The organism is Sulfitobacter sp. R86518 (genome assembly GCF_042466275.1).
Lineage (GTDB): Bacteria > Pseudomonadota > Alphaproteobacteria > Rhodobacterales > Rhodobacteraceae > Sulfitobacter > Sulfitobacter pontiacus.
Window position 1 is genome coordinate 1,869,711 of the sequence record NZ_JAXHCA010000005.1, and the last position, 12,172, is coordinate 1,881,882.

Annotated in this window: 11 protein-coding genes and 1 pseudogene; 6 read left to right on the forward strand and 6 right to left on the reverse strand. The window is 61.9% G+C overall.

All coding sequences use genetic code 11. From position 1 onward, the window contains the following. The first annotated feature begins 32 nt into the window (after nt 1-32). Nucleotides 33-251: a hypothetical protein gene (locus SJY36_RS10045; protein ID WP_386174736.1), complete on the forward strand. Its 219-nt coding sequence runs from the start codon at nt 33-35 to the stop codon at nt 249-251. Nucleotides 252-255: 4 nt separating this feature from the next. On the opposite strand, the gene SJY36_RS10050 is transcribed toward SJY36_RS10045, so the two are convergent. The 5 genes from SJY36_RS10050 to SJY36_RS10070 form a co-directional block, all read right to left on the reverse strand. After that, complete coding sequence (locus SJY36_RS10050; protein WP_005854066.1) at nt 256-1,032, reverse strand: gamma-glutamyl-gamma-aminobutyrate hydrolase family protein; 777 nt, start codon at nt 1,030-1,032, stop codon at nt 256-258. 74 nt (nt 1,033-1,106) lie between these two features. Then, nucleotides 1,107-1,532 carry a heme-binding protein gene (locus tag SJY36_RS10055; protein ID WP_005854068.1) on the reverse strand — a complete coding sequence of 142 codons (426 nt, stop codon included), beginning with the start codon at nt 1,530-1,532 and terminating at the stop codon, nt 1,107-1,109. A gap of 79 nt (nt 1,533-1,611) precedes the next feature. Further along, nucleotides 1,612-3,759, reverse strand: a complete 2,148-nt coding sequence (locus tag SJY36_RS10060) for a malate synthase G (protein ID WP_386174739.1) — start codon at nt 3,757-3,759, stop codon at nt 1,612-1,614. Nucleotides 3,760-3,865: 106 nt separating this feature from the next. After that, entirely contained in the window at nt 3,866-4,024 is a 159-nt protein-coding gene (locus SJY36_RS10065; RefSeq protein WP_289080497.1) for a DUF2256 domain-containing protein, read from the reverse strand. Between the two features lie 111 nt (nt 4,025-4,135). After that, a complete protein-coding gene (locus SJY36_RS10070) occupies nt 4,136-4,432 on the reverse strand; it encodes a hypothetical protein (protein ID WP_005854072.1) in 297 nt (98 codons plus the stop codon). Between the two features lie 116 nt (nt 4,433-4,548). Here SJY36_RS10070 and pepN point away from each other — a divergent pair. Further along, nucleotides 4,549-7,102: pseudogene (gene pepN / locus SJY36_RS10075) on the forward strand (aminopeptidase N). Beyond that, on the forward strand, nt 7,095-7,556 hold the full coding sequence (locus SJY36_RS10080; protein ID WP_386174742.1) for a hypothetical protein: 462 nt from the start codon (nt 7,095-7,097) through the stop codon (nt 7,554-7,556). The pseudogene pepN and the gene SJY36_RS10080 overlap by 8 nt, the downstream one beginning before the upstream one ends. 32 nt (nt 7,557-7,588) lie before the next feature. On the opposite strand, the gene SJY36_RS10085 is transcribed toward SJY36_RS10080, so the two are convergent. Continuing rightward, nucleotides 7,589-8,431, reverse strand: coding sequence for a transglycosylase SLT domain-containing protein (locus SJY36_RS10085; RefSeq protein ID WP_386174745.1), 843 nt, complete (start codon nt 8,429-8,431; stop codon nt 7,589-7,591). 258 nt (nt 8,432-8,689) lie between these two features. Here SJY36_RS10085 and SJY36_RS10090 point away from each other — a divergent pair, with 258 nt between their 5' ends. From SJY36_RS10090 to SJY36_RS10100, 3 genes are all read left to right on the forward strand, one after another. After that, nucleotides 8,690-9,952, forward strand: a complete 1,263-nt coding sequence (locus SJY36_RS10090) for a hypothetical protein (protein ID WP_386174748.1) — start codon at nt 8,690-8,692, stop codon at nt 9,950-9,952. A gap of 123 nt (nt 9,953-10,075) precedes the next feature. After that, nucleotides 10,076-11,587 carry an Asp-tRNA(Asn)/Glu-tRNA(Gln) amidotransferase subunit GatB gene (gene gatB, locus SJY36_RS10095; RefSeq protein ID WP_005854083.1) on the forward strand — a complete coding sequence of 504 codons (1,512 nt, stop codon included), beginning with the start codon at nt 10,076-10,078 and terminating at the stop codon, nt 11,585-11,587. An 80-nt stretch (nt 11,588-11,667) separates the two neighbouring features. Beyond that, on the forward strand, nt 11,668-12,135 hold the full coding sequence (locus SJY36_RS10100; RefSeq protein WP_386174751.1) for a thioesterase family protein: 468 nt from the start codon (nt 11,668-11,670) through the stop codon (nt 12,133-12,135). The last annotated feature ends 37 nt before the right edge of the window (nt 12,136-12,172 follow it).

Sequence of the window (12,172 nt, forward strand, 5' to 3'; positions counted from 1 at the left end):
TTTGTTAACTTTGGGGCGGCTAAGGTCGCCCCATGCACAAGATCACATACCCGATAGCCCCGCCCCCAAGCGCCGTCGCTTTTCAAAGCTGCCGCAAACGGCGCCTCCAGCAGGCGGGCAAACCACGCGCAGCGCAGCCAAGATCTGCCGCGCCGCCGGATTTCGTCTGGCAGAAGATCGACACGCTGACCGCCCGCTATCTAGCAGGGACAGGCCCCTTGCATGTGCCGCGCATCACGCTGTCGGGGTAACCTGTCAGGCGGATTTCAACATTCGCTGATGCTTGCTGTCCGCCCAGGCCTGCGCCGCCGCACCAAAGCGTTCGAACAGGGGACGCGACACCGGATCATTGCCCGCGTCCCATTCGGGGTGCCACTGCACGGCAAGGGTGAACCCCGGCGCGTCCTTGATATATATCGCCTCTGGCGTGCCGTCTTCGGCAAAACCGTCGATCACCACACGCGGACCCGCCGCCTTGATCCCCTGCCCGTGCAAGGTATTCGTCCGCACCTTCGGGGCCCCCAAGACCTCGTGGAAGACGCCCCCTTGGGTAAAGGTCACATCGTGGCGCAGCTCAAACTTCTGCTCCATCGTGCCGTCGGGGGGCATACGGTGGTTCATACGGCCGGGCAGCTCACGGATTTCGGGGTAAAGCGTGCCACCCATGGCGACATTCACCTCTTGGAACCCCCGGCAGACACCAAAGAACGGCTGCCCGCGTTCAACGCAGGCGCGCACCAGCCCCAGGGCGATAGCGTCGCGCGCACGGTCAAAGGTGCCATGAGCCTCGGTCGCGGGTTCGCCGTATTCCTCGGGGTGCACATTGGGCCGCCCGCCCGTCAGCAAAAAGCCGTCGCAAGTCTCCAACAGCTCTTCCACCGACACAAGCGACGGGTCGCTCGGGATGATCAGGGGCAAACAGCCAGACACCTGCGCCACCGCGATGGTGTTCATCGTGCCGGCGGCGTGGATCGGATATTGATCGTTCAACAGGCTGGTGTTTCCGACAATACCAACAACAGGACGCGCCATATTCAGCCTCAGAGTTTGATTTCGCTCAAAGCCTACCGCGTCCTCAATCCGACCTCAACACCCCAAAGCGGGCGTTATTCCTCGCCTTTCAGCCCTGCCGCTTCGATCCCTGCCAGCGCTGCCTTGACGTCGTTGTCCGAGGTATCCCCCGTCACGCCCAGCGCGCCAATCACCACGCCGGCGTCATCGCGCAGCAGCAAGCCGCCGGGCACAGGCACCACCGCCCCGCCGTACACACCGTTCACCGCCGCCATGAAATAGGCCTGCTGTTCGGCCCGCGCCATCTGCGCGCGCCCTGCCATCCCCAGCATCACCGCGCCATAGGCTTTGCCGTGGGCTATTCCGAAACGCCCCGGTGCGGCACCGTCTTCCCGCTCGAAGGCTTGCACGTGGCCGCCCGCATCAAGCACCACTGCCGACAAGGGCTTCAGCCCCAGCTCATGCCCCTTCTTGAACGTCTCGGCGATCATCGTCCGCGCCTGCTCTAATGTGACTGCCATGCTATCCTCACTGTTACTTCATTTTGCCAACTAAACTCCGGGGAGCGCGAGGGGCTGGCCCCTCGCCCTTTCCGAAACTTCAAACCCAGCCCTGCGCGGCTTTCAGCTCCAACCGGCGGGCATGCAGGACAGGTTCGGTATAGCCCGAAGGCTGCACGCGCCCTTTCAGCACCAGATCGCTGGCCGCTTGAAAGGCGATGCCGTCAAAACCCGGTGCCATAGGCTTATACAGCGGATCGCCCGCATTCTGCCGGTCCACGACAGCGGCCATCTTCTTGAGAGCCGCCGTCACCTGCTCTTCCGAGATCACCCCGTGGTGCAGCCAGTTCGCCAGCGCCTGAGCCGAGATGCGGCAGGTCGCGCGGTCTTCCATCAGGCCGACGTCATGGATGTCTGGCACTTTGGAGCACCCCACACCCTGATCGACCCATCGCACAACATAGCCAAGGATCCCTTGGGCGTTGTTCTCAACCTCCTGCGCGATATCCGCGTCCGACAGGTTCCGCCCGTCCAGTACCGGAATGGTCAGCAAATCGGCCAGCGTGCCACGGGCCCCACCCTGTTTGATCTCGTCCTGACGCGCCAGCACGTCGATTTTGTGGTAGTGCATCGCGTGCAGTGTGGCGGCCGTGGGCGATGGCACCCAAGCGCAGTTCGCACCCGCCTTGGGGTGACCGATCTTGGCCTCCAGCATTGCCTCCATCAGATCCGGCATGGCCCACATGCCCTTGCCGATCTGGGCACGTCCTTGCAGGCCGCAGGCCAGACCGATATCAACGTTGCGATCCTCGTAGGCGCTGATCCAGGGGGCGTTTTTCATCTCGCCCTTGGGCACCATCGGCCCTGCCTCCATAGAGGTGTGGATCTCGTCGCCGGTACGATCGAGGAAGCCAGTGTTGATAAAGGCCACGCGCGATTTGGCCGCGCGGATACACTCCGCCAGGTTGACCGAGGTGCGGCGCTCCTCATCCATGATGCCCAGCTTGACCGTATTGGCAGGCAGACCCAGCACGGTTTCCACGCGGGTAAATATCTCATCGGCAAAGGCCACTTCCTCGGGCCCGTGCATCTTGGGCTTAACCACATAAACCGATCCCGCGACCGAGTTGCGCATGCCCCCGGTCTTTTGCAGATCGTGCATCGCGATCAGCGTGGTGACCATGGCATCCATCAGCCCTTCGCCAATCTCGCGCCCGTCACGGTCCAGAATGGCAGGGTTGGTCATCAGGTGGCCGACATTGCGCACCAGCATCAACGACCGCCCCTTGATCGTCAGCGCGCTGCCGTCTGGCGCGGTATAGTCGCGATCCCCGTGCATCTCGCGCGTGACCTGCTGGCCGCCCTTCTCGAAGGTTTCCGACAGATCGCCTTTCATCAGCCCCAACCAATTCCCATAGGCCACGATCTTGTCTTCGGCGTCCACGGCGGCAACGCTGTCTTCACAATCCATGATCGTGGACATCGCGGATTCCAGCAGCACATCCGCCACGCCTGCCGGATCGGTCTTGCCAATGTTATGCGCGGCGTCGATCCGGATTTCGATGTGCAGCCCGTTGTTGCGCAGCAAGATCGCCTCGGGCGCGGCGGCATCGCCACGGTAGCCGACAAACTGCGCCGGATCTTTCAACGCAGGTATCAGTGCGCCGTCAACCACGGCATACCCCGTTACATCCGCGTGACTGCCAGAGCCAAGCGGGGCTGCGTCATCCAGAAACGCCTTGGCCTGCGCCACAACCCGTGCACCACGGTCCGCATCGTATCCCTTGCCCTGCGGCAGATCACCCAAAGCGTCGGTGCCGTAATAGGCGTCATACAGGCTGCCCCACCGCGCATTTGCGGCGTTCAGGGCAAAGCGGGCGTTGGTGATCGGCACCACCAGCTGCGGGCCAGGCACCTGAGCGATTTCAGGGTCGACGCCTTTGGTGTCAATCTCGAACGCGGGGCCTTCGGGCACCAGATACCCGATCTCGCGCAGAAAGCTTGTGTAGGCGTCCGCATCATGAGGCTGGCCGGCCCGTTCCTTGTGCCAGCTGTCGATCTTGGCCTGCATATCTTCACGGGTCTGCAACAGCGCGCGGTTCTTGGGGCCAAGGTCATGTACCAAATCGCTGAGCCCCGCCCAGAACGTTCCCGCATCGATGCCGGTGCCGGGCAGTGCTGCACCCTCGATAAAATCAACCAGTTCGGCGGCAACCTGAAGGCCGTTCTTGTCGGTACGCTGTGTCATCTCATAGCTCCTGTCGCTCGCTTGGAATTTGCTTTGCGACAAGACTTAGAAGGTATCCCCCCGTGGAGCAACATGTATTGGTAAAAACATCTTACCAATGCAGCCCCTACTGGGCGCTCGCGGCCCCCCGTGCCTTGCGGCATCGCTCAGAGCAGTATTTCACCGCCTCCCAATCGCGGGCCCATTTCCGCCGCCAGCTAAAGGGCAGCCCGCAGCTTTGGCATATCTTGGTCGGCAGATCTGCTTTCTTGCGCATTTTCGCCATTGCGCCTTACCCTCCGGATGATCCCTATCATCATAAAAAACGGCAGACCTTCTCGCCAAGGCCTGCCGTCCAAATCATTAAATCTTCAATCGTTAAAAGCGCTTATAAAACTCAGTTGCTTTCGTTTGTCCCCGGTGCGACGGGATCAACAGGCGCTGCGTTGGTGTCGTCCGCCTGTGTTGCGCCGCTTGTGTCTTCCTCGGTCACCGCGGGGACGGTGCTGTCAGTGGTGATGGCCTGCGTGCCTTCTTCGGCAGCGGGCTGACGGTCTTCGCGACCGTTGTCGATCAGGATGAAGCCAAGAATGGCCGTAATTACGATGCCGAAAATCATCGCGCCTTTGACGCCAAGCAGCGCGGGTTTGTGCTGTTTCTCTTGCTTGTCGATATTTGTGTCGGGTGCAGACATGATGCCCTCCGATGGGTTCGGTGAAAGTTGATCTTCTCGGGTGGCGACCTTGCAGGCGCCGTGTTGCAAGACTAACTTGAGCGCTGGACATCTGGTTCCAAACAGAAGGAAAAAACATGCGCGACGCTGCCCCCCAGACGATATATCTGGCCGACTACACGCCTTATGGCTTTATCATCGACGATGTCGCGCTGCATTTCGATCTGGACCCGCGCAAGACCCGCGTCAAAAGCCGTATCTCCTTTCGCCCCAACCCCGATGCAAGCGACAAGTCGTTCTTTCTGCACGGGGAGAACCTATCGCTCGTCTCGGCCGCGATTGATGGCACGCCCGTCTCGCCCGAGGTGACGCCCCAGGGGCTCACCTGTGACGTGCCGGACGCACCCTTCGTCTGGGAAGCGGAGGTAGAGATCGACCCGATGGGCAACACCGCGCTTGAGGGGCTTTATATGTCGAACGGCATGTATTGCACCCAATGCGAGGCGGAAGGCTTTCGCAAGATCACCTATTACCCCGACCGCCCCGATGTGATGGCGGTGTTTACCGTGACCATCAACGGCCCGCATCCCGTACTGCTGTCCAACGGCAACCCCGTCAGCAGCGGCAAGGATACCGCCGAATGGCATGATCCCTGGCCCAAGCCTGCCTACCTGTTTGCTCTGGTCGCGGGCGATCTGGTCGCACACCCCGGCAGCTTCACCACGAAATCAGGCCGCAAGGTTGACCTGAACCTCTATGTGCGCCCCGGTGACGAAGGCAAATGCGCCTTTGGCATGCAGGCGCTGAAAGACAGTATGAAATGGGACGAGGATGTTTATGGTCGTGAATACGATCTTGATCTGTTCAACATCGTTGCCGTGGATGATTTCAACATGGGCGCGATGGAGAATAAGGGGTTGAACATCTTCAACTCCTCCGCCGTTCTCGCGTCGCCCGAAACCTCGACCGATATGAACTTTGAACGGATCGAGGCGATTATCGCGCATGAGTATTTCCACAACTGGACCGGCAACCGCATCACCTGCCGTGACTGGTTTCAGCTGTGCCTGAAGGAAGGGCTGACGGTCTATCGCGACAGCCAGTTTACCTTCTGACATGCGCTCTGCCGCGGTGAAACGGATCGGTGATGTGATCGACCTGCGCGCCCGCCAGTTCCCCGAGGATCAAGGCCCGCTGGCGCATCCCGTCCGCCCCGAGAGCTTTCAGGAAATCAACAACTTCTACACCGCCACGGTCTATGAAAAAGGGGCCGAGGTGATTGGCATGCTCAAGCTGCTGGTCGGGGACGCGGCGTATTCAAAAGCGCTTGACCTCTATTTCGATCGCCACGACGGGCAGGCTTGTACCATCGAAGACTGGCTACAGGTGTTCGAGGATACAACAGGCCGCGATCTGGGGCAGTTCAAGCGCTGGTATTCCCAAGCGGGCACGCCGCAGCTGTCGGTCACCGAAAGCTGGGACCACGGCACATTGACGTTGCATTTCAAGCAGCACACCCCCGCCAGCGCGGCCACCGCCGACCCGCAGCCCTATGTGCTGCCGATCGCTGTCGGGCTGATCGGTCAGGACGGGGACGAGGTGCACGAGACCACGGTGCTGGAAATGACGCAGGCCGAACAAAGCTTTGTCTTTGACGATCTGGGGACGCGCCCTGTGGCATCCGTGCTGCGCGGCTTTTCCGCGCCGGTGGTGCTGACCCAAGACCTGTCGGACGCAGACCGCGCGCATCTGCTGGCCCATGACACCGATCCGTTCAACCGTTGGGAACAGGGGCGCATGCTGGCCTATGGGTCGCTGCTTGGGATGATCCGCGAGGGCAAGGCCCCGAACAAGGATTGGCTGGCCGGTATCCGTGCGGTGATCGGGGATGAAACCCTTGATCCGGCGTATCGCGCGCTGATGCTGGGGCTGCCGTCGCAATCCGATCTGGCGCGCGCGCTGTCAGAGGCAGGCGACACCCCCGATCCCGACATCATCTATGCCGCGACCGAGGCGACCCGCGCCGCGATGGCCGACGCCTTTGCCGATCTGTTGCCGACGCTTTATCGCCGTCACACCGTCGACGCCCCGTTTGAGCCAAACGCGAAACAGGCGGGCAAGCGCGCCCTGTCCAATGCCGCCCTGTCACTGCTGACGCGCAATGACGACGGCGTGCTTGCGCAAGAGCAATATGACGCGGCCGACAATATGACCCAGCAGCTTTCCGCGCTGGCCAATCTGGTCCGCGCCGGTCGCGGCAAGAAGGCTGTCGAGGCCTTCGAGGCGCAGTGGAAAGCGGACCGTCTGGTGATGGACAAATGGTTCGGCCTGCAGGTGATGGAAGCCGACCCCGAAGACGCCCACGAGGTGGTCGAGACGCTGACCAAACACCCTGACTTCAACTGGAAGAACCCCAACCGCTTCCGCGCCGTGCTGGGGGCCTTTGCTGCGCATCACGCAGGCTTCCACCATGCTTCGGGGGCGGGCTATCGTCTGCTTGCCGATTGGCTGATCCAGCTTGATCCGGTGAACCCGCAGACCACTGCGCGGATGTGTTCGGCCTTCCAGACATGGAAACGCTATGACACTGACCGTCAGGACATGATCAAGGCAGAGCTGGACCGCATCCTGTCGCAACCCGGCCTGTCGCGTGACACGACCGAAATGCTGACACGTATCCGCGGTGCATGATGCCGCCGAAGGTGTCCCGCCGCGGGGCACCTTCCACTACCGGCGTGCGGGGCGCAGCCTTTGGACGGCTTTGGTGGTCGCGGCTGTCTGGCTGGCGCTGGTCACGGCCTATGTCGTGATTGACGTGTCCCCGGTGATACTGGCGATCGTCGCCCTCTTCACCCTGCCCGCGCTATGGGATCTTACGACAAACCCCATCGCCAGCCTGAGCCTCACCCCGCAGGCGCTGATCTGGCAGCGGGGCAAGGATAAGGTCACGATCCCGCTCGACACCATCGACCACATCCGCCTTGATACGCGGCTGGACCTCTCTGTACGTGCAACGGTGGAGCTGCGCTCGGGGCAGCGGTTGCGTGTTCCCCCCGATACCATGCCCCCGCACCGCCCGTTCGAGCACGCGCTGCACGCCGCTGGCGTCCCCACGCAGCGGCACCACTTTAGCCTGCGCGGCTAGGCCGGCCACGGGCGGCGCGTTCAGGGTCACGTTCAGGGGCGCGGCTTGGGGCGCGTGGCATCCAGTGGTTTGCAATAGGCTTGCTGCTTCAGCCAGCGCGACATGTCCCGACGTTTCGCAGGGCTGCGCAACGGGCCCCAGTCCGCCGCGACACCACGCCCGCCGCGACCATAGATCACCCCGTCACGGGGCACGGTGACCGCCATGATCCGCACCGCACAGCTCAGGTTCGCGGCCCCGTTCTGCAACCCCGCGCCCGTGCCGACGTTGCAGCCATAGCCGCGCGCGGTGGCAGGCAGGATCTGCAGCAACCCGTACCACAGACCGCCGCCCCCGACCGCGCGGGACTTATAAGTACTCTCATGTTTCGCCAGCGCCGACATGAACCCGACCCAGAACGCCCTGCGGTCCGCGTCCGAGGCAGTGGGATAGGCCGGGCACCAGTCGTCGATGTCGGCGGGCACCATATCAACCAGAGGCTTGCCGTGGGACTTGAGCGCGGACAGCGCCGTGCGCGTCCAGACCGCATGCCCGCGCCGGTGCTGCCACCTTGTGCGCGGGATCACCCCGTTGCGCGCAGGCGGCGACACCTCGTAAAGATTGATCGGCGCGGCGGTCGCAAGGTCGGGGCCCGCTGTGCCATCCTCTCCGGGCACTGCAGGCGCGGGTTCGATCGGCGCGGCGGCGGTCGGCGGCGTGGTGTCAGGATCAGGGACCGCGCTGCGGGCCACCGGGCGCAGGACATTCACCGTCTCGGCCGCCAACGGCAGTGCCACGCCACCGGACAGTAGCGCGACCACCACCGGCGCGAGAATCACCCGCCCCAGACCACCGCGCCGCATGCCGCTGCGGCGTGCTGTTATCTTTGCTGACATTCCTACTCCCCCAGTCGTATTCGCGCACAACATAGCGTGTTCCGCGCCATCGTCGCCGGTCTTTGAACAATCAGGCATTATTCAGCCTTAAAGCCGCGTTCAGACGCTTGCCAAATCCCAGACTAACCATCGCGATGCCATCTTGGTGCCTAATTATCCCGCCATTTTCAGTGGCAGAAGACGGGTTCATATAGGACTGGACAAACGATGCGGCACCTCAAGAATTTATTCAAACGCAAAAGCGTTCCGACGCTGCTGTTGGATTCTGACGATATTGGCCAAACGCCGCGCAAGCAAGAGCCCCGCCCGCAGCCTCAGAAAACCGCGCAAACCGCCGTGCCGCGCCCGGATGCTGTGCCGCCTTCGCCTCATGAAATGCTCAGCATCGACTGCCCTGATCCCACCGCCGAGGACCGTCTTTGCGATGAAAACCACCAGTTGGGCCAAGGCTTGGTGCGGCAAGAGAACTGGGCGGCGCTGTCAAAGGTGATCCGCGCGGCAGATGCTGATAGCAGGCTCACCCCCGGGTCCATGCCTGTGGCCGAGCTGATCGCCTATGGTGCCCGTGCCGATGTGGTCATGGCGACAGAGCACGCGATCGAGGACGTGGACAGCGGCTTTGCCAAAGCCTTGCTGAGCGGGATCGAGGAATTCGAACATGTGCTGGACGAGCACCAAGACGATTACGTCGTCGCCTGCGTCGTGGCACAGGCGCATATCGACATCGGCTGGGCGTGGCGCGGCAAAGGCGAAAGCAACGTGCTGCCGCAACGCAACCGCGACGCCTGCATCGCCCACTTCGAGCGCGCCGGAGAGATCATCACCCACTTCATTGCCCAGCATCCCACCAGCGCGCTTGTCGCGGCCACCTGCTGCGCTCATGCGAGCGGGCCGTTCAACCACCAAGGCGGGCTGCGCGAAAGCTACGAAAAGCTGATCATGCTCAACCCGCTGAACCCGCGCCCCATGCGCGCCTTGGGCAACCACCTGCTGCCGCGCCATCACGGCGGCTATTCAGAGCTTGAGCTTGAAGCCCGACGCACCGCTGCGCGGGTACAGAATGTCTGGGGGGCCGGTGGCTATACCTGGGTGATGTTTGACGCGATCTGCTCTGATGATACGGCCTGTGCCAATCTGGACGTTGACTATTTCATCGACGGCTTGCGCGACATCCTTGCCCATCACTCCACCGCCTATTTCGCGAACCTGCTGGCGGCCTATTGCGCCAATATGACCAGCTTTGGCGGCGGCGGAAACGAACGCGCCGACAGCATTCGCGCCCGCATCGGTGCCTGCACCGAATGGATCATCCGCGCACATCTGACAGAATTGCACCCGATGATCTGGGCCCATGCCGCCCACGGCTTTGACAACAACCTGCGCATCCGGTCGCCGCATAAATTCGCCGCGTCCGGCCGCGAGGATGCGATGCAGGTGATGACCAGCCTATTCCGGTCCGAGCTCGCCTCGGGGCAGCGGATCGTGTTCACCAGCAAGGGACCACAGGCCACGCCTGCCTAAGATCGCCTTTGGGCAGCACCTCCTGGCCGGTCCGTGCGCGCATTGGCGCGGCCTGCCTCTTGCAGCACCCCGCCCCCTGTCTTATGACCAAGGCGTTCTGTTTCTGACGCCAAAGGTGCCCCCATGCTTGACCTGACCTATGACACCCCCAAAGTGCGCACCATTGCGGGTGCCAAACATGACTGGGAACTGGTCATCGGGATGGAGGTGCACGCGCAGGTTCTGTCGAACGCCAAGCTCTTTTCCGCCGCCTCGACCAAATTCGGGGCCGAGCCGAACAACAACGTCGCTTTCGTTGACGCGGCCATGCCCGGCATGCTGCCCACAATCAACGAATACTGCGTCGAACAGGCCGTGCGCACGGGTCTGGGCCTGAAGGCCGAGATCAACCTGCACAGCGCCTTTGACCGCAAGAACTATTTCTACCCCGACCTGCCACAGGGCTACCAGATCTCGCAGCTTTACCACCCCATTGTGGGCGAAGGTGAAGTGCTGGTGGAACTGGGCGACGGCACGGCGCGGCTGGTGCGCGTTGAACGCATCCACCTTGAACAGGACGCGGGCAAATCGATCCACGACATGGACCCGAACATGTCCTTCGTCGACCTGAACCGCACCGGTGTTGCGCTGATGGAGATCGTGAGCCGCCCCGACATCCGCGGCCCCGAAGAGGCAGCCGCCTATCTGACCAAACTGCGCCAGATCCTGCGCTATCTGGGGACGTGCAACGGCGACATGCAATCCGGTGCCATGCGCGCGGATGTGAACGTGTCGATCTGCCTGCCCGGTCAGTACGAAAAATATCAGGAAACGCAGGATTTCAGCCATCTGGGCACGCGCTGCGAGATCAAGAACATGAACTCCATGCGGTTCATCCAGCAAGCGATCGAGGTCGAGGCGAAACGCCAGATTGCCATCGTCGAGGCCGGTGGCGAAGTGGTGCAGGAAACCCGCCTGTTCGATCCGGACAAGCAGGAAACCCGCTCCATGCGCTCAAAGGAAGAGGCGCATGACTATCGCTATTTCCCCGACCCCGATCTGTTGCCTTTGGTGATCGAACAGGCGTGGGTGGACGACATCGGTGCCAACCTGCCCGAATTGCCTGACGCCAAGAAAGCGCGTTTCATCAACGACTTCGGCCTAAGCGACTATGACGCCTCGGTGCTGACGTCGGATCTGGACAGCGCAGGCTATTTCGAGGCGACCGCACAGGGTCGCGACGGTAAGATGGCGGCGAACTGGGTGATTAACGAACTGTTTGGCCGTCTCAAGAAAGACGAGAAAGCCATCACCGACAGCCCCGTCAGCCCTGCTCAGCTTGGTGGTGTGATTGATCTGATCGCCTCTGACGCGATTTCGGGCAAGATCGCCAAGGATCTGTTTGAAATCGTCTATACCGAAGGCGGTGATCCCGCTGTGATCGTTGAAGAGCGCGGGATGAAGCAGGTCACAGACACCAGCGCGATCGAGGCCGCCGTGGACGAAATCATCGCCGCGAACCCCGATCAGGTCGCCAAGGCGCGCGAGAACCCAAAGCTCGCCGGTTGGTTCGTCGGTCAGACGATGAAGGCCACGGGCGGCAAGGCGAACCCCAAAGCAGTCAACCAGATCGTCGCGCAAAAACTGAACGGCTAAGACATCGGGCCGGGGTTCACCAAAACCCCGGCCCTTTTCTTGCCACGCTCCCCCATCTGACATCCTGTGAAAGGTCATTTATGGAAACGCCCTTCCGGTCATCGCCGCGCATCGTTCAGCCCGAATGGATCGACTTTAACGGTCACCTGAACATGGCCTATTATTCAGTGCTTATGGATAACGCCGTCGATGATGCCTACCACCAGATCGGGTTCGGACCAGAGTATCAGAAGACCGGCCACACTACCTATGTCGCCGAATTCCACATCTGCTATCTGCGCGAGCTGCACGAAGGGGCGTCGACCCATTGCACCTTCCAACTGCTCGACTTCGATGAAAAACGTTTCCATTCCTTCACGCAGCTTTGGCACGCGGACGGATGGCTTGCCGCCACGGGCGAGGCGCTGACGCTGCACATCGACCAGTCCGGCCCCCGCGTGGCCCCCATGCCCGCCAACCTCATGGCGCGGCTTGAGGCGATGAAAACAGCCCATGCCAGCTTGCCCTATCCTGAACAGGCGGGCCGCAAAATTGGTCTGAAACGCTGAGTGTATCCCGTTGCCCACCCCCGTATTGATTTGAAAG

Excerpts from the sequence above, each read along its gene's own strand:
- SJY36_RS10045 (WP_386174736.1), top strand. The coding sequence starts at position 33 with ATGCACAAGATCACATACCCGATAGCCCCGCCCCCAAGCGCCGTCGCT.
- SJY36_RS10050 (WP_005854066.1), bottom strand. The coding sequence starts at position 1,032 with ATGGCGCGTCCTGTTGTTGGTATTGTCGGAAACACCAGCCTGTTGAAC.
- SJY36_RS10055 (WP_005854068.1), bottom strand. The coding sequence starts at position 1,532 with ATGGCAGTCACATTAGAGCAGGCGCGGACGATGATCGCCGAGACGTTC.
- SJY36_RS10060 (WP_386174739.1), bottom strand. The coding sequence starts at position 3,759 with ATGACACAGCGTACCGACAAGAACGGCCTTCAGGTTGCCGCCGAACTG.
- SJY36_RS10065 (WP_289080497.1), bottom strand. The coding sequence starts at position 4,024 with ATGGCGAAAATGCGCAAGAAAGCAGATCTGCCGACCAAGATATGCCAA.
- SJY36_RS10070 (WP_005854072.1), bottom strand. The coding sequence starts at position 4,432 with ATGTCTGCACCCGACACAAATATCGACAAGCAAGAGAAACAGCACAAA.
- SJY36_RS10085 (WP_386174745.1), bottom strand. The coding sequence starts at position 8,431 with ATGTCAGCAAAGATAACAGCACGCCGCAGCGGCATGCGGCGCGGTGGT.
- gatB (WP_005854083.1), top strand. The coding sequence starts at position 10,076 with ATGCTTGACCTGACCTATGACACCCCCAAAGTGCGCACCATTGCGGGT.
- SJY36_RS10100 (WP_386174751.1), top strand. The coding sequence starts at position 11,668 with ATGGAAACGCCCTTCCGGTCATCGCCGCGCATCGTTCAGCCCGAATGG.